A 17,573-nucleotide genomic window follows, 5' to 3' on the forward strand; every position below is an offset into this window, starting at 1 on the left:
TGGAGGGATAGAATGCTAATACCTTTAAATGGCACTATGCCAACTGATAAAAAAATTGCGGGTATACACAGCATTCCAATTACTGATGATGGCTCAATTGTTATGGTTTGGGATAAGAACGAGAAAGCTCTCACGACAGTAGGTGGACGGATTGAAGCCAACGAAGAGATTGATCGTGCCTTAAACCGTGAGACCATTGAAGAAGCAGGCCTTATTTTGGAGTCGAAAAGAGTGCCGATTGCAGCTTGGTATTGGGAGAATACGGATACATACACTGTTTTTGTTATGGCTAAAGTAAAGAGTTGCGAACAGATGCCTGATGGGTTCGAAACAACTGGAAGAGTGACCATGAATTTCGAAACTGCGCGCCAAATCATATCAAAAATTGAAGGTGATGGTTTTCGACTTGAGCTTCTAGAGATTGCTGAATCGATATTTGAACAACAATTCAAACGTTAAAACTCGCTCACATATCAACGTAACCAAAGGGGGATATAATGTGCCATGGATGGACGATTTGTTTCTGGATTTAATCGTATTGCCTTCTGGCGAGATGATTCACAATGACACTGATGAGCTTGGAAGAAGCTTTTATAAACGGGATTATAGATAAGCAGCTGTATGAATAGCTATGGATGAATCGACCAAGCTCAGTGAATTAATTAGCGAGAATGAGTTTGCTCTGTTAAAGCTATCGCAAGTACATAAGGATTTATTGCTTCAGAAGATGTAATTTAAGCGAACGCTAGGAGGCCATGAAAATGACTTTTCCGACACATATCGTATCCGCAGGCGGAATTGTAGAAGACGGGAATGGAAATATTCTATTGGTTAAGCGGGTCTTAGTTTGTATTCGCTTGATTTTATTAACTCCTTCCTGCATGAATGGGAGGAAAAGACATGATGTAAATGGAATATGTTCCAATAAGAATCGACACAAATAGATTCGAATCACTCATTACCGACGTAACCATAGGAGGGATACCGTATGAAAATCAGTATTTGTTCTTTCAGTTTTCACAGAATGTTGGCGGCAGGGGAGCAAGATATTTTCCAATATATCAAGGATTGTAAACAATTAGGATGTACGCAGCTTGATCCTTGGAATGCGCATCTCGCGCAGTTGAATCATGGAGCCGATGCACTGCACGCTGGTGCCAACCCGGACCAATCCCAGCATCTGAAGGCGGTTGACGATGAGTTTCTAGAACGTGTGAAGCTAGCGGCCGACGAAGCTGGCCTGCCATTCGGGTGTATCGCCGTTGACGGGGCGCATATCTATGAAGATTCGGAAGAAGCAAGACATAGCAACAGGCAGCGCGCATACCGCTGGATCGACATTGCCGAGAAGCTCGGCGCTTCCTCTATCCGTATCGACTCAGGCGGACCACAGCAGTGGACGGACGAAGTGTTCGACATCGTTGTTGAAGGATATAAAGATATCATTGCCCGTGCAGATAAGGCTGGAGTAAAGGTAGTCGTAGAAAATCATTGGGGTCCAACCGTAGATCCGGATAATACAGTCAAACTTCTGGAAGCGGTTCCAGGGCTCGGGTTGTTGCTGGATTCTTGGAATTGGGCGCATGGGAAGCAAGCGGATGGCTGGTTGAAATGCGCGAAATATGCAACTGCCACCCATATCAAAACATTCCGTTTCACGGAGGATGGTCAAGAACTAACCCAGAATGTTACCGCATTCTGCAAATTGCTGGTAGAGAACGGGTTCGAGGGCACTTGGGGCGTCGAGAGCGTGCCAGCAGACGGCAACGAAATCGAAGGTGCTCGCAAGACGATTCAGCTGATCGAGCGGTCAGTAAACCATAATCTTTCAAGTCAAAGGTGAGTGAACATGATGACCGCAATATTCCCATTCCATGAGGTAGCCAGACTCCCCTTGCCGGGAGATAACTGTGCCATAGCCATTCGGCGACTAGAAGCCGGCTCCGCCATCGAATTTGAAGGGCAAACATTGACTTTGGATTATACGGTGTTGGAAGGCCATCGCTTCGCAGTCAAGACCATAGAGCCGGGCGAAAGCCTGCTTTCTTGGGAAATGCCCTTCGGCGTGGCAGTGCAGACAATTCCGCCTGGACATTACGTAATTAATGGTGCCGTATTGGGCGAGCTTGGTGTGCGCCAGCTGAACTTCGCACTTCCAGCCGAGGCGAATTTCGAAGACCGCGTTCCGGACTATGTGCTGGATGAAGCGAGCTTCCAGCCTGCACCGGCAGCGCCAGCCTATTCGGACACGCGCACGTTCATGGGCTATCGCCGCTGTGATAGCCGGGGCGTCGGTACACGCAATCACGTGGTATTGCTCGGCATTTCGTCACGTACCGGCAGCTACGTGAAGCAGCTTGCGCATCGTCTGCAGGACGACTTGAAGCAATACTCGAACATCGACGGGATCGTTCCCGCGGCGCATACGGAGGGCGGCACCGACAACCCGAATAACCTCGATTTGCTGCTGCGGACGCTAGCCGGATTCACAGTGAATCCCAACGTCGGGGCCGTCTTGGTCGTTGATTACGGTATCGAAGCAGTTACGAACGAGATGGTCCAAACCTATTTGCGCGATAATAGCTATCCGATTGACGACGTCATTCATAAATTCGTGTCGCTTCAAGGCGCATTCGAAGCAGATTTATCCGCAGGCGAAGCGATCGTGCGGGGGTGGCTGCCGGCCGTAGACGCGATGCAGCGGACGAGCGAATCCATCAGCCACTTGAGAATCGGCTTGCAGTGCGGGGGGTCGGATGCGTTCTCCGGAATTTCCGCAAACCCGCTTCTAGGCTGGATCTCGGAAGAATTGGTTCGGCACGGAGGCGCAGCCAGCATTGCGGAAACCGATGAGTTGATTGGCGCGGAGCCATATGTGCTGTCGAAAGTGCGAAACGTAGAAACCGCTCGTAAGTTTCTGGAGCTGGTAGACCGTTTCAAGGAGCGCACATCCTGGCACGGGTCGAGCGCGGAGGGGAACCCATCCGGCGGCAACAAATATCGCGGACTCTATAATATCTATCTCAAATCGATCGGCGCTGCGCGCAAGAAAGATCCGATCACTCGCCTTGACTTTGCCACGGAATACGGGGAGCTGATGAAGGACGGCGGCTACTATTTCATGGACAGCCCAGGCAATGACCTCGAGAGCATCGCGGGTCAGGTCGCTGCAGGCTGTAATATGATCTTCTTCACGACTGGCAATGGTTCTATCACGAACTTCCCGTTCGTCCCAACCGTTAAGGTTGTCACGACGACGAACCGTTTCCAGCTGCTGTCTAATGACATGGATGTCAACGCGGGGCAATATTTGGAAGGTGCATCCATGGATCAGCTTGGCCAGGAGACCTTCGAGCTGACGCTCCAAATCGCTTCCGGTCAACGCAGCGTAGGTGAGAAGGCGGGCCATGCCCAGGTGCAGATTTGGCGAAATTGGCAGCAAACCGACGCTAGCCGGTTGGAAGAACTGCTTCATGCTTCGGCACCGTCGGGAGAACCGATCGACATTCAAGCCTACGCGGAATCGGAAGTCAGCCCAATCCAATTTACCCTTGCAAGGCATGCGGACAACAGCGTGGCTAGCGACAGTATTGGTTTGATTTTGCCGACGAGCCTGTGCGCTGGGCAGGTAGCTACGATGATTACGCAGCGGTTGAACAAGCAATACGCCGATCATCCCGAGGTTTCGCGATTCGTTGCTTTAGCCCATACGGAGGGCTGCGGGAATTCAGGCGGACAAGCCGAACAGCTGCATGCGCGAACGTTGATCGGCCATGTCACCCATCCGATGGTGAGCCATTGTTTGCTGCTCGAGCATGGGTGCGAGAAAACCCATAACGACTTCATGCGCCATGAGATGGAGGAGATGGGAGTTGACGCAAGCCGTCTCGGGTTCGCGAGCATTCAGCTGGACGGCGGCATCGCGAAGGTGTCGCAGAAGGTGGAAGCATGGTTTGCCGAGCGGCTCACGGCAGGCGTAACGTCCGATGAGGCGATCGTCGGATTGGAAGGGCTGCGAATCGGTATAATGAGCGACGGTGCCATCGAAGGAGAGGCTGGAGCGCTGCTGGCGAAGCTGACACGATTGGTCGTAGGCGCAGGCGGTTTGGTCGTCGTGCCGCAGAACAGCGGATTGTTGTCTGCCGATGCTTATCGCTCATCGGTAATCGCGAAGTCCGATGTCCAGCCGTCCCTTGCATACGGTGAGCATGTTCGCCGAAATGGCTTCCACATCATGGAAACCCCTACTGAGCATTGGGTAGAAACGGTGACCGGCCTTGCGGCTACAGGCATCGAAATCATAATCGCGCTCGTCGGCGAACGTCCGATGCAGACGCATCCGTTCGTGCCCATGCTGCAAATCGCAACAACCTCGGCGAATGCAGCGATCAACGAGAACGATTTGGATCTACGGCTGGCAGGTAATTCGGAGGCTTGGACGTCGCAGCTGCTAGAGCGTATCAAACAAACATTGGAGCATGACTATACGCCGCGTCTGTACCAGCAAGGCAATGTCGATTTCCAATTAACGCGCGGCTTCCTCGGCTTCTCATTATAAAAGATATAGAGGGGTTTTCTATTCGATGGGCAATGTAATTCTAATTTCTGGTCCTAGCGGCAGTGGCAAAACATCGCTTTCGGAATATTTCGGCGATAAAAGTCATTTTGCCGTCGTAAGCGAGGATAAATTCTGGGGTGAATATAAGGCGAACTGTCCGGTGAATGAGGGACGAACCCTTGAAGAGGAGCTTATTATTCAGAAGCGAGTTGCAGCTGAAGTACAACAATTGCTTGACGAGGGAAAAAATGTCGTGCTTGAATTCATTCTGTATTGTGATCCGCCAAGACCGCTACTTGCATATCAGAATGCTCTCCAAGCTAAGGCTTCGAACCTTGTGACGGTTCTGCTCAAACCAACTGTGGACGTTATACTGGATAGAAAAAGACTCCGTGGGCGTATAAACGAGCAGAATGCCGCGAATGAAACGGCTATAGGCGTGAGCCAACTAAGCTGTCTGGACAGCCCTTACATTAAGAAGGAATGGATAGTTAACAACGATTCCCTCACAATATCAGAAACTTATGAAATGCTTGCCCGTGACCACAGGAACATCTTTGAGTAATTTAACCAACCCATTCGTCCTTTAGGAGAGTGTTGGTTCCTTAAACTTGTACCAGAAACGTATAAAAAACCGACTCTGGCCATTGCCAGGTCGGTTTTTCTTCATTATTTAACGGGGTATTAATATCGAACGGCTTACTCTTCGCAATGCATTCATCGATAGAAGTGCAACGAAGTAGACGAGCAAAGAACTGAGAATGGAGCAGGTGACGCTCCATATGAGCGAGAGGTGCTCTACAACGGTTAAATATTCGAGCGCCCATCGCCCGCTAATCGCCATCAGCAGCATGCACGCGCCAACCTTCAGGTAAGGCCCAATACTCATATAGATGCCGATCGAGCTAGATATCGAGAAGAAGTTGAGCATTGCTTGCATCATAATTCCGATTCCAATGCCGAAGGTGACGCCGACAATGCTGAATTGGCTGCCAAATACGAATATGGCGATCGCCTTAAACGCCGTGGACACAACATAGTTCCAAAGCGTGGCATTCGCGCGGCCAAGTCCCAGTAAGATGGCATGCATGGGAGCGTCGAAATAGTGGAGGAAAAATATAGGCGCTAAAATCTTCAGCAGCAGTCCCGCTTCAGGCGCATGATAGACAAGTGTCGTAAGCGGTGTTGCCCATTGAAATAGGATAACAGTAGCGGGAGCGCCGATCAGTAAACCTAAGCTGAGCGCTTGATTCATCCGTTCATGCATCAGCCGGTCATCCTTATTCGCAGCAGCCTCTGAGGCAGCCGGCACAAGTGCAGTAGATAAAGATTGCGTAATAAAGCTAGGCATGTATAGCAGCGGAAACGCATACCCAGCCAACATCCCGAACTGCTTCGTAGCGAGCGCCGTGCTTACGCCGGCCATCGCGAGGCTAGTTGCAATGAGCAAAGGTTGGAAAGCGCTATACACCGAATGCACTAACCCTGTACCCGTTGTAGGCAGGCCGATCTGCAGCAGCTCGGTGAGGGTTTGTTTGCCATTCCTCAGATGTCCAGACCATGTCTCGCCCGCAGCTTTGGCTTCACCGTATAGTTTGTAGCTAATAACGAGGAACGAGAGGCTGATCGCCTCGCTAATAACAGAGGCAGCCATTGCGCCGGCTGCCGCGTAAGCAACGCCATAAGGCAGCAGCAAATGGACTAATGCGAGAACGCAAGCAATCTGAACCGAATACTCGAGCACATCGGAAGCGGCGATGACTTTCATTCGCTGAATGCCTCGGAAGTATCCTTTCAGCACCGCGGATACTGCGACAATCGGGGCAATCGGTGTTATCGCAAGCATGGCATAATAAGCGCGCTGATCGCTCAGCATGATTGAAGCAATCCAATGGGAGCCAAGCAAGGAAAGAGTCGTCAGCGCTACACTCAAGAAGCCAGTCAGAGCAAGCGATACGTGCAGAATTCGCCTGACTTTCAACAACTCATCGCGGGCATAAGCTTCCGCAACCAACTTGGATATTGCTACAGGTAAGCCGAGCTCCGTAATGGTAATGACAAGCGGCACGAGAGGATGTGCCATCATTAACAAGCCGATTCCTTCCGCTCCAAGAAAGCGAGCCACGTACATGCCGCTAATAAAACCAAGAATGCGGTTGATAAAAGCAGCGACAGATAAGGCCATCGTCCCTCTCATGAACGATTCCTTCTTTTGTGCCATCTCCTTGTCCTCCTGATCCTCGAATACTTAAATGTATTCATGAATCGGAAAAGCATGCGGACATGTGGCGGAGGAGATGCCTGCGTTGATTATTGCGGCGGTCCAAAAAAACGCAACTTTATCTTGCTTCATACGTCTTATCTGTAAAAGGAACCCATTAGTGGGCATTTTATTTAATCTTCATTGCAAAGAAAGGTGGGCTGCAAATTGGCTGTTAAGGTATGTACGAAGTGCGGTGAATCTAACTCCGAAGGTTCATTATTATGTATGGGCTGCGGCAGCTCCCTCAAGGATGCAACAATAGAAGGCATTCCAAACGCGGATAAGTTGTATTCAGGCAACGCGAGTACCATTTGCGGCCATTGTAATGAGTCTTTAGAACAAGGAGCTTTAAAATGTAAATATTGTGGAACCGTCGTATCCAGAAGTGTAAAAAGCTCTCGTTATTATAGTGATCAGCCTCCTTCTAGCGCGGTGAGAGGAGGGTCCTCATCCATGGAAACGTTCGGAAGAGGCTGCTTATGGCTTATACTTGGTGCAGTAGGATTGTTGTTCCTCGCTTTCCTCACCCATAGTACGATTAACATTCCCTGGTTCATATTTATTCCAATCGTGATTGTCGTCTTCTGGTTGGCGTCAAAGAAAAGCAAATAATAATCTCCAAACAAAGAAGAGGGCAACCGCTGCATAAACGGTTGCCCTCTTCTTTAAGAACCGAAATTTAAGCTTTACACGATTTCTGTGAAACGGATGCATACCGGCTTCGACACATGAAGCTCGCTGCCAGTCGGCTTAAGCTTGCCCGACTCCGCATCACGGCTGAACGTCACGATATTGTTGCCATCACGATTCGCGACAAGCACGAAGCGGCCGTCCGGTGAGATCCCGAAATTCCGCGGGTGTCCTCCGAGTGTAGGTGCATATTCAATCGGCTCGATTCGGCCATCAGCCGAGTCGACGCGGTAGACAGCCAAGCTGTCATGCCCGCGGTTAGAGCCATATAGGAATTTACCATCCGGTGATAGATGGATGTCCGCAGTAGCACTGTTTCCCGCGAATGATTCCGGCAGCGTGGAGATCGTTTGAACGACGCGGAGTTTTCCTTGATCTGCATCGTACGCATAGACTGTGATCGTGTTGTTCAATTCATTAATGCCATATCCGAATGGCAGCACGGGATGGAAGACAAAGTGTCGCGGACCAGATCCGGGTGCGATGGTTGTTTTATTGTGCAATTGCATACGTTGATTCGGTGAAACTAACTCATAGACGAAGAGAGTATCAAGTCCGAGGTCGGACACTACTGCATACTTGCCAGCTTTATCGACCATGACCGAATGTGCTCTTGCTTGTGTCTGTGCGGGATGAACGCTGGAGCCTTCATGCTTGTGTATGTCGGTCGTTTGACCGATGCTGCCATCTTCGAGAATAGGCGAGAGGCTGATCATACCGCCGTGGTAGCTCGCAGTCATAGCGAACTGGTGTGACGGGTCAAGCGTAATATGGCATGTCGTTGCGGGAAGCGTGATCGCTTCATTCTTTTTTAGCAGGCTGCCTGTTGCAGGATCGAAGCGGTAAGCAGCGGCTGCACCGCATTTATTTCCTTCGGAATCTTTTCCCTCCATAATCGTATAGAGCGTCTGGTTCGTCTCGTTAGGAACGAGGAATGTCGGATTCTGAAGGCCATCCGCTTGACAGATCAAGGTTAATGCGCCAGTTTGTTTGTCATAAGCACAAGCGTAGATACCGGGCTCATTCGCGTTCGCATAGGAACCGATAAAGGCAAATGTCGAAGCCATAATCAAGCATACCTCCAAGATTCTAATTATAATCGTTCTAAGTTAGCATTTTACCATTATTCGCTTCATATGGCACTCTTGGATCGTTAGGACAGAGTGGCGGGATTCCTTTTGACATTGATAATCATTACAGATGTGACCGATTGTCCATCTCCAGATATTTTGTCCGTCAGCGCCAGCTCGGATGTCATGTTCGCTGCTGCTTTTCGCAAAGGCATTTTCCGTAAAAGCAATGATGATACATGGTCGGAAGCAGTTCAAGGGCTTCCAGACGGAGTCATTGTCAACCGATTGCAGGTCATTGACAGGTCGGTTTACCTCTGCACGAATAAAGGCTTATTCTACTATGTCGCGAATTGCTGGTACCCGACCGATATTACGATTGCGTGCTACCAAGTCGTCAAACAAGGCGTATTCTTCGCTGCAGCTACGGCGTACGGGATTTGGTGCAAAATCGGAACAGTTTGGAAGAATATCGCTTATCCGAACCTGCCAGTGTATGATCTGCTTCTTACTCCGCAGTATTATATCCTCGGATCGAATCAAGGAATATCCCTCTATGACCGTTATACGGATTCCGGGGCAGAATTCCCTCTCGGAACAGCAGTTACAAGCTTGGCGGTGGTTCAAGGCCGATTGGTTGGCGTTAGTATGGATGGAAAGCTGGTTCAAGGAAACCAGAGGGGCGGTTTCACTCTAAATAGCTTCGAAGGGTTAAGCATGTATGCCTTGAAATCAACCGAAACCTCGTGTGATCATGCGATCTATGCTCACTGGTTATCCGGTAACCGATATGTGTTGTTCCGGGGAGTGCATGTATGTCTCTACTATAAATTGGGGACTAAAAAAGGTTGTTCTCTGAGAAGTTAAGGCAGCTGGCCGTTATGGTCAGCTGTTTTTCTTTAATCATTTGAATATGGACACCTATTGGATAATGAATTATATTGAAAATACTAAATATGGTAGCGGGTACTCGGCATTTTGAAAATAAAGATCCGCTACTTTTGGCGGATTTTTATTTTGTATTCTCTAGTCATACTAAAGGGTGTGTTGAAACTGGTCTCAAGAGATGAGTTCGTTTCTCAAGTTGTAGCATTCGTAGAGACAATCGGCTTAACGGAAGTGAAGCCAGTTGTTCTTAGTGAGGGTGGTAACCTCATTATTCATCTAGCTCCACATCCAGTTGTAGCACGGATTTCAACAATTTTATCGTTGCACGACAGAGATCATGCTTATACGGTACTTAATCGAGAATTACACGTAGCGAGCTACCTACATAACAATGGTGTTCCCGTGTTATTACCGGCTGGTCGATTAGGTTCTACCCCATACAACGTAAATGGGACATGGATGACTTTGTGGAATTATGAACCATGGACAGATTTGCAAGCGCTATCATCCAGTGAAGGGGTTCAATTGGTGAGCTTACTATCAGGAGCGATGTTGCATTATCCGGGTGAACTGCCCGCACTTGGCGTTTGGGAAAGAACCTGCCAATCCGCTGCAAGACTTGCGAAACAATCCGATCCCCGAATAAAAAGCTTGTTGAAAGTCTTTCAAAAGATTAATGAACAGTTACATGCACAGGAGACGGACCTCGTTCCTTGTCACGGAGACGCTCATAAGCGAAATCTATTACCAAGCCCGAGAGGCTGGCTATGGATGGACTTTGAAGATGTTTCTCTGATGCCGATTCACTGGGACATGGCTTCTTATGTTGGTAATCTCGTGCTGTTTGGAGGTCTTCAGGAACTTACTTTCAGGTTCGTGTTAGAACAGTTAGCACAAAACGATATTTCGTCTGATGCTGCGTCATTTACATTTACAGTGTCCGCACGAATATTGATGTCAACGCTTGGAAATCTGGATTTTGCGTTAGAAGGACATGGCGATTTGCAATTTGCTATTCGGCAGCTTGAACTCGCAGAAGGCATTGTGAGTGAGCTTCGGCGTTTTTGACTATTGCAACTCACGTTGCGTGAGGATGTACGATGATTTCGGAGGTGATGTTAATGTCCTTAAAGGTGAAGGAAGTCGCAGCATTGATAGGGGTGAGCATCCGTACTCTGCATCATTATCATGATATCGGTCTTCTTCTGCCGGAAACGGTAAATCAAGCGGGGCATCGGCGATATTCCGACGTGCAGCTTGAACGGCTGCAGCAGATTCTATTCTTTCGGGAAATCGGATTCTCGCTAGAAGAGATCAAGGAAGTACTGGACCGTCCTGACTTCGATCGCAGCCAGGCGCTTATCATTCATAGGGATCTGCTCCTTCAGAAGAAGAAACGACTGGAAGAAATCATTGAAACGGTCAATCGTACGATCAAATTCGCAGCTGGAGGAATGAAGATGGACGCAAAGGAAATGTTCGAGGGCTTCTCTGCAGATGACATCATGAAGCATAAGAAAAGATATGCAGCTGGAGGCTTTGAGCACACATTGGCAGTGAAAGCGGACGGTACGGTTTGGGGCTGGGGAAATTTCGGAATAGGCAAAGATTCCAGCGATTCAGAGGCGGCACCGATTCAACTTCTATCTGATGTCCGAATGGTGGCGGGAGCATCGGGTCATTACCATTCCTTCGCCGTGAAGACGGACGGTACCGTCTGGGGTTGGGGAAGCAACAGCCATGGGCAGTTAGGGAGCGGCGGTAAGGATGCGGTGTATGTGGAATCGCCAATCCAAGTTGAAGGAATCGAAGAGGTTGTTTCTGTCTCAGCTGGCGTCTTTCACACATTGGCGTTAAAGGAAGATCACACGGTCTGGTCCTGGGGACCAAACTGGTATGGACAGCTTGGCGACGGAACAGATACGACGCGGAATGAACCGGCACTGGTAAAAGGAATGACGAACGTGCAAGAAGTCGCTGCGGGGTTCTTTCATTCGTTAGCTTTGAAAGCGGACGGCACCGTTTGGCGCTGGGGAGGTTACGGCGATAGCACGGAATCGTTCCCGGTATTGGATGAGAGCTGGGTTCCTGTGAAGTTGAAAACACTGAAGCACATTGTTGCAATTGCAGCCGGCGGATCGCATGGCGTTGCATTGAAGAAAGATGGCACCGTATGGACTTGGGGCTACAACAACGAAGGGCAACTAGGTGACGGTGAGGTAGTGAACGGCTCTTCATCTGAATCGCGTATCGTATCTGGTTTGACGGAAGTTGTAGCCATCGCGGCAGGCGGCGCTTTTACAATGGCTCTACGTAAGGATGGAACGATATGGTCATGGGGAGACAATACGTTTGGCGAGCTCGGCGACGGAACGACTGAGCGCAGAAGCAAGCCCGTACAGATTGAGGATCTTGCTGATGTCGTACAGATTTCCGCAGGAACCAAACATGCAATGGCGATGACCAAAGACGGACAGATCTGGCTTTGGGGAAGTAACGACCATGGTCAATTAGGTGATCGTACGGTTATGATAAGGAACCGTCCGCATCAACATTTTCAGGTGGGATAGGTGAGATGAATGTTCAACGTATGTCCAGCTTGTGGTGAATATCGTGTTGATAAAAGCATTCAGCAAACCGATGGCGGCACCTACGCTATCTGTCCCGTTTGCGAGCATCCGCATCCCTTTCTGCAATTGCCGCTGTTTATCGTGACGGGAGCGAGCGGTGCGGGGAAATCCTCTTTAGTTCTTCAGTTCTCTAATCTAACGAAGGACCTCGTAGTGATGGAAACGGATATTCTGTGGGACAACCGATACAATGAGCCGGAGACGAATTATCGCGATTACCGGGAAATGTGGCTGAGGATGGCTAAGAACATTGCGCAAGCAGGGAAGCCTGTTGTACTTTGCGGATCAGTGACACCGGAGCAGCTTGAGAATTGCGTGGAGAGGCGTTATTTTGGTGAAATCCATTACATCGCACTCGTTTGTGAGAGTGGCTTGCTTGAGGAAAGGCTGCGGAGTCGCCCTTCATGGAGAGGCAGCAGCAGTGATGATTTTACAAAAGGCATGATCGGTTTCAATCAGTGGTTTATCGAGCAGAGTCAGGTGACAAGCAAGCCTACGATTAAAGCTATCGATACTAGCCACGACACTCCTCAAGAAACGGCGCGCAAGGTCTATGAGTTGATCGGTGAATTATCCTCTTGATTGGACGTGATCAAATGAGTATCCAAAGCTTGGATCTATTTATGATGTGTACATCATTAGATCGATCAGCCATGCGAGAAGTACCGCAAGGATTTCACGTTAGAGCCTGCAGGAAGGATGAGCTGGATTTCTGGAAAACGATCCATTTCGATGATCCCGAAACCGCGAGAAACTATGACGAGTTCATGACGAATTACTTTCAAGCTGTGTATGCGCAGGAAGGTGAATTGTTCTTCGATAAGTGCTTGTTCATCTGTAATGAAGAGGATGCGCCTGTTGGAACTTGCTTCATATGGAAAGCTTACGGCACGATCAATACCCTTCATTGGCTCAAAGTGCTAAATTCATACGAAGGCAAAGGGTTAGGCAGGGCTTTAATTTCTGAAGTGATGAAGGAGCTTGGAGAGGAAGACTACCCTGTTTACCTCCATACGCATCCAACGAGCTATCGTGCTATCAAGCTTTACTCGGACTTCGGTTTCTCTTTATTGTCAGACCCTGTAATCGGAAGCAGGAAGAACGACTTAGAGGAATCTCTCCCTATCTTGCAAGAACATATGCCTGCTGAAGATTTTAACAATTTGCGCATCTGCCAAGCGCCAGAAGAATTCTTAGAAGCGGTATGCTCGTCAGCCATTAATCAGTTTTAAGTTATGCTAGGTAGTCTTTGAAACGAGAGAGAAGCTGTCAACTGAATGGGCAGCTTCTTTCTTTTTGCGTTGCGGCTTGATTAGCTGCGGGATGGCGTATCAACCAGCTTTCGCAGCTTTGCTTCGGTCTTCGTGTCTGCGGCTGGGGTATACACGCTGCAGCGCAGGTCATCTTCACCTTGTACTTGAAGTGAGGTCAGCTGGAACAGCATTTTGCCAGCAGCTGCATGGCGGAACTCGATCAGCATATCTGGTGAGAGACTGACGCGGCTTTGCTCCCAGAGGGAATCGAAGTTGGGGTATGACTCCCTCATTTCCGCGAGGAAGCTGCTATACCACTCATCCTCCACGTATCGTCCATAGTAGGCTCGGAAGATCGCTAGGAAATCCAATACAAAATGCTCCCAATTAACCGCTAGCCTGCGGAAATCCTTACGCTCGAATAATAATCGGATCAGGTTGCGCTCTTCCGCATGCAGCGTGTTGAAATCAATAAATACGCGCGAAGCGGCTTCGTTCCAGCCTACGATTCGAAATCTCCGATCCGTAACGATGGTCGGGCAATAACGGAGCTCCTGCAAGATGCGCTTCAGGGATGGATTAATCTCCAGCGTCGGCTCTAGTCCCGGAGCCGGCGCACTCGTGGACTCCATCGCCAGCGAGAAGAGATACTTCCGTTCGTCTGTCGTTATGCGGAGTGCCGAAGCAACACAGTCCAGCACGGAAGCGGAAACTTGAATATCGCGGCCTTGTTCAAGCCACGTGTACCATGTGGTACTCACGCCTGCGAGCTGCGCGACTTCTTCACGACGCAGCCCCGGTGTCCGTCGACGAGTGCCAACGGGAAGGCCGACCGTCTGAGGCATCAGCTGTTCGCGGCGCTTTTTAAGAAAGTCGGAAAGAGCTTGCAGTCTAGCTTGGCGATTCATGATTCGGATCGCTCCTCATTTATGGTGTGGGATAGTCTGGTAGTCTTTATACTAGGATAAACGATAACTTGTAATAGGATAAATTCTAGCGCAATATAGGACTGTAAGCAAGAACGGCGCGTATAGTTAATGGTGAGAAGGAGGAATTAGGATGGAACGTGTAGTCATTACGGGTATGGGGATTATTTCGCCGCTTGGCAACGAAACGGCTTTGTTCTGGGAGAAATTGAAGAGAGGCGATTCCGGGATCACCGCGATTGATACGATAGATGCGAGCCGGTTGAAGTCACGCATAGCCGGTCTCGTACGCGATTTCGACGGAGAAGCGAGATTCGGGCGTAAGGAAGCGAGAAGAATGGACCGCTTCGTTCAGTTTGCGCTGGCGGCGGCCGAGCAAGCTTGGACGGATGCGGGATTGAATGCCGCTTCCATCGATCATGAACGATTAGGCGTGTATGTCGGATCGGGGATCGGTGGACTGCATACGCTGCTCGAACAAGATGGTGTCCTGCGAGAGCGGGGCGCGGACAGAGTTAGTCCGACACTCGTGCCGATGATGATCTCGAACATGGCATCTGCTATGATCAGCATTCACTACGGCGCGCTCGGACCATCGATGTCGCCTGTGACCGCATGTTCGATAGGCAACACCGCGATCGGCGAAGCTTTCCGGCTCATTCGATATGGAGGCGCCGACGTCATATTCGCCGGGGGCTCGGAAGCTGCGATAACGGAGCTGTCGCTCGCCAGCTTTGGAAACGCGACTTCGCTATCGACCAACAATCAGAATCCAACCGGAGCGAGTCGTCCATTCGACCGCGGGCGCGACGGCTTCATCATTGCCGAAGGCGCGGGCATTGTGATACTAGAATCATTAACCCATGCGCTTGCAAGAGGCGCTTCGATATATGGAGAAGTGATCGGATACGGGGCCAGCTCGGACGCTTATCATATCGTTGCCACACATCCGGAAGGAACAGGCGCTTACCTCGCGATGAAAGCGGCGCTGCGAGATGCGGGATTAACACCGAACGACGTGGACGTCATCAGCGCTCACGCGACAAGCACGCATGTAGGCGATATATCCGAGACCAGGGCGATCAAGCGGCTGTTCGGTGAGCATGCTTACCGCGTGCCGGTTACGGCAAACAAATCGATGACTGGGCATATGCTCGGCGCAGCGGGCGGAGCCGAAGCAATTGCACTCACAAATTCGCTTCGAGAAGGGATCATACCGCCGACGATCAATCAAGAAGAGCGCGATCCGGACTGCGATTTGGATTACGTGGCGAATACCGCGCGCGAAGCGGAGCTTCGAATCGGCATGTCCAACTCATTCGGATTCGGGGGACATAACGCCGTTATCGTGCTTCGACGCTATGACGACGAGAAAATAAGATGAAAATTTGCAATAGCAGACATAATCATTTAGTGTATAAAAGTCGCTCAAAAAAAACGGCTTTTTTGTTTGGCAGCAATCGTCGTTCATTGCAGCTCCAAGGTATGTGCAGGAGAAAATATGGGCATGAACGAGGTAGGAAAATGTTTGAAAGGCGGAATAAGGCAATGAACAAGGTTTGGTGGAAAGAAGCGGTAGCATATCAAATTTATCCTCGCAGCTTTATGGACAGCAACGGGGATGGCATAGGAGACCTGCAAGGCATCATCTCGAAGCTTGATTATTTGAAGGACCTAGGCGTCGATGTGTTATGGGTATGCCCGTTCTTCAAATCTCCGAACGACGATAATGGTTATGATATCTCCGATTATCAGGACATTATGGAAGAATTCGGAACGATGGATGACTTTGACCAGCTGCTGAAGGAGACACATGCGCGGGGCATGAAGCTCATTCTTGATCTGGTCATCAATCATACGAGCGACGAACATCCATGGTTTATTGAATCCCGCTCATCCAAGGACAGCCCGAAGCGAGATTGGTACATATGGCGGGACGGTAAGAACGGTCATGAACCGAACAACTGGGAAAGCATCTTCAGCGGTTCCGCATGGCAATTTGACGAGAAGACGGAGCAGTACTACTTGCATATTTTCTCAGTGAGACAACCGGATTTGAACTGGGAAAACTCCGACGTGCGCGATGCGCTCTACGATACGGTCAACTGGTGGCTCGACAAAGGCATTGATGGCTTCCGCGTCGATGCGATCAGCCATATTAAGAAAATTCCGGGGCTGACGGATATGCCGAATCCAGAGAAACTCGACTATGTTCCTTCGTTCGAAGGCCATATGAATCGCGAAGGAATACAGACGTTCCTGAAGGAGCTGAAGGAGCGAACGTTCGATAAATACGACATCATGACGGTCGGCGAAGCGAACGGCGTCAGCATCGAACAGGCGGATGATTGGGTTGGCGAGCAGAATGGCAAGTTCGATATGATTTTTCAATTCGAGCATTTGGGATTATGGGATATCGGTATCGACAACGGAGTTGACGTGCTTGCACTCAAGGAGACGTTAAGTAAATGGCAGAAAGGGCTTGAAAATCGCGGTTGGAACGCCTTGTTCTTCGAAAATCACGATCAGCCTCGCTCGGTATCCACATGGGCGAATGACGCCGAATACTGGGAGCAAAGCGCCAAAATGCTTGGAGCCTGCTACTTCTTCATGCAAGGCACGCCATATATTTATCAAGGCCAGGAGCTTGGCATGACGAATGTCAAATTCGAATCCATCGATGATTACAATGATGTCGGCATGATCAATTATTACCGCATCGAAACGGGAAAAGGGCGTCCGCATGAGGATGTAATGGAGGTCGTCTGGAAGCGAGGCCGTGACAATTCGAGAACGCCGATGCAATGGTCGGATGCGGCGAATGCGGGCTTTACGACAGGCAAGCCGTGGATGGGCGTCAATCCGAATTACGCGAAGATCAATGTAAAACGAGAGCAGGAAGATCCAAACTCGGTGCTGAATTTCTATAAAGATATGATTCGCTTGCGCAAGGAATATCCGCAATTCGTATACGGCACATATGAACTGCTGTTGGAGGACGATAAGCAGATATTCGCTTATACGCGCAGCGGCGAAAGCGGCAAGGCGCTCGTTATTTGCAACTTCTCGGCGGAAAACGCAGAGTTGAAGCTTCCAGCGGGGACGGCAGAAGGCAAGCCTCTGCTTATGCTGCATAACTATCCGGTCGAAGAAACAGAAGCGCTTCGGGATTGCACGTTAAAGCCTTATGAGGCGCGTGTGTATGTGATGTAATATTTCGAGTCATCGTGGCAACAAGAGAAGAGGTCATCCAGATAATCTGGCTGACCTCTTTTATTTAGGTGGAAATCCTATA

16 protein-coding genes and 1 pseudogene are annotated in these 17,573 nt (G+C 49.6%); 14 read left to right on the plus strand and 3 right to left on the minus strand.

From position 1 onward, the window contains the following. Positions 1 to 12: 12 nt before the first annotated feature. From AC0LWF_RS13065 to AC0LWF_RS13085, 5 genes are all read left to right on the plus strand, one after another. Complete coding sequence (locus tag AC0LWF_RS13065) at positions 13 to 459, plus strand: NUDIX domain-containing protein (RefSeq protein WP_474651967.1); 447 nt, start codon at positions 13 to 15, stop codon at positions 457 to 459. Beyond that, a complete protein-coding gene (locus AC0LWF_RS13070; protein ID WP_474651968.1) occupies positions 437 to 613 on the plus strand; it encodes a DUF402 domain-containing protein in 177 nt (58 codons plus the stop codon). The genes AC0LWF_RS13065 and AC0LWF_RS13070 overlap by 23 nt, the downstream gene beginning before the upstream one ends. A 375-nt stretch (positions 614 to 988) precedes the next feature. Further along, positions 989 to 1,843 carry a sugar phosphate isomerase/epimerase family protein gene (locus tag AC0LWF_RS13075; RefSeq protein WP_474651969.1) on the plus strand — a complete coding sequence of 285 codons (855 nt, stop codon included), beginning with the start codon at positions 989 to 991 and terminating at the stop codon, positions 1,841 to 1,843. Between the two features lie 6 nt (positions 1,844 to 1,849). Then, the gene (locus tag AC0LWF_RS13080) at positions 1,850 to 4,558 is read left to right on the plus strand and encodes a UxaA family hydrolase (protein ID WP_474651970.1); all 2,709 of its coding nucleotides are present in this window, start codon (positions 1,850 to 1,852) and stop codon (positions 4,556 to 4,558) included. A gap of 25 nt (positions 4,559 to 4,583) precedes the next feature. Continuing rightward, positions 4,584 to 5,123 (plus strand): P-loop nucleotide/nucleoside kinase family protein, encoded by a 540-nt coding sequence (locus tag AC0LWF_RS13085; RefSeq protein WP_474651971.1) that lies wholly within the window; start codon positions 4,584 to 4,586, stop codon positions 5,121 to 5,123. A 108-nt stretch (positions 5,124 to 5,231) separates the two neighbouring features. On the opposite strand, the gene spoVB is transcribed toward AC0LWF_RS13085, so the two are convergent. Next, positions 5,232 to 6,779, minus strand: coding sequence for a stage V sporulation protein B (gene spoVB / locus AC0LWF_RS13090; protein ID WP_474651972.1), 1,548 nt, complete (start codon positions 6,777 to 6,779; stop codon positions 5,232 to 5,234). 195 nt (positions 6,780 to 6,974) lie between these two features. Here spoVB and AC0LWF_RS13095 point away from each other — a divergent pair. Both AC0LWF_RS13095 and AC0LWF_RS13100 read left to right on the plus strand, forming a co-directional pair. Beyond that, positions 6,975 to 7,178 (plus strand): annotated as a pseudogene (locus tag AC0LWF_RS13095) (zinc-ribbon domain-containing protein); the annotation flags it as partial. A gap of 96 nt (positions 7,179 to 7,274) precedes the next feature. Continuing rightward, positions 7,275 to 7,433, plus strand: a complete 159-nt coding sequence (locus AC0LWF_RS13100; protein WP_474652244.1) for a hypothetical protein — start codon at positions 7,275 to 7,277, stop codon at positions 7,431 to 7,433. 74 nt (positions 7,434 to 7,507) lie between these two features. Here AC0LWF_RS13100 and AC0LWF_RS13105 read toward each other — a convergent pair whose 3' ends face one another. Beyond that, entirely contained in the window at positions 7,508 to 8,578 is a 1,071-nt protein-coding gene (locus AC0LWF_RS13105; RefSeq protein ID WP_474651973.1) for a lactonase family protein, read from the minus strand. Between the two features lie 111 nt (positions 8,579 to 8,689). Here AC0LWF_RS13105 and AC0LWF_RS13110 point away from each other — a divergent pair, with 111 nt between their 5' ends. The 5 genes from AC0LWF_RS13110 (at position 8,690) to AC0LWF_RS13130 (ending at position 13,331) form a co-directional block, all read left to right on the plus strand. Continuing rightward, a complete protein-coding gene (locus tag AC0LWF_RS13110; RefSeq protein WP_474651974.1) occupies positions 8,690 to 9,448 on the plus strand; it encodes a hypothetical protein in 759 nt (252 codons plus the stop codon). A 111-nt stretch (positions 9,449 to 9,559) separates the two neighbouring features. Beyond that, the gene (locus tag AC0LWF_RS13115) at positions 9,560 to 10,537 is read left to right on the plus strand and encodes a phosphotransferase (protein ID WP_474651975.1); all 978 of its coding nucleotides are present in this window, start codon (positions 9,560 to 9,562) and stop codon (positions 10,535 to 10,537) included. A gap of 53 nt (positions 10,538 to 10,590) precedes the next feature. Beyond that, positions 10,591 to 12,039: an RCC1 domain-containing protein gene (locus AC0LWF_RS13120; RefSeq protein ID WP_474651976.1), complete on the plus strand. Its 1,449-nt coding sequence runs from the start codon at positions 10,591 to 10,593 to the stop codon at positions 12,037 to 12,039. A gap of 9 nt (positions 12,040 to 12,048) precedes the next feature. After that, positions 12,049 to 12,681, plus strand: coding sequence for a P-loop nucleotide/nucleoside kinase family protein (locus AC0LWF_RS13125; RefSeq protein ID WP_474651977.1), 633 nt, complete (start codon positions 12,049 to 12,051; stop codon positions 12,679 to 12,681). Between the two features lie 29 nt (positions 12,682 to 12,710). Beyond that, positions 12,711 to 13,331 carry a GNAT family N-acetyltransferase gene (locus tag AC0LWF_RS13130; protein WP_474651978.1) on the plus strand — a complete coding sequence of 207 codons (621 nt, stop codon included), beginning with the start codon at positions 12,711 to 12,713 and terminating at the stop codon, positions 13,329 to 13,331. Positions 13,332 to 13,411: 80 nt separating this feature from the next. Here the strand turns inward: AC0LWF_RS13130 and AC0LWF_RS13135 are convergent, their stop codons facing one another. Continuing rightward, positions 13,412 to 14,260 (minus strand): helix-turn-helix transcriptional regulator, encoded by an 849-nt coding sequence (locus AC0LWF_RS13135; protein WP_474651979.1) that lies wholly within the window; start codon positions 14,258 to 14,260, stop codon positions 13,412 to 13,414. 151 nt (positions 14,261 to 14,411) lie between these two features. Here AC0LWF_RS13135 and fabF point away from each other — a divergent pair, with 151 nt between their 5' ends. Both fabF and AC0LWF_RS13145 read left to right on the plus strand, forming a co-directional pair. Then, positions 14,412 to 15,662 carry a beta-ketoacyl-ACP synthase II gene (fabF, locus tag AC0LWF_RS13140; RefSeq protein WP_474651980.1) on the plus strand — a complete coding sequence of 417 codons (1,251 nt, stop codon included), beginning with the start codon at positions 14,412 to 14,414 and terminating at the stop codon, positions 15,660 to 15,662. 164 nt (positions 15,663 to 15,826) lie between these two features. After that, a complete protein-coding gene (locus tag AC0LWF_RS13145) occupies positions 15,827 to 17,491 on the plus strand; it encodes a glycoside hydrolase family 13 protein (RefSeq protein ID WP_474651981.1) in 1,665 nt (554 codons plus the stop codon). The last annotated feature ends 82 nt before the right edge of the window (positions 17,492 to 17,573 follow it).

It is taken from the genome of Paenibacillus sp. sgz302114 (assembly GCF_056120345.1).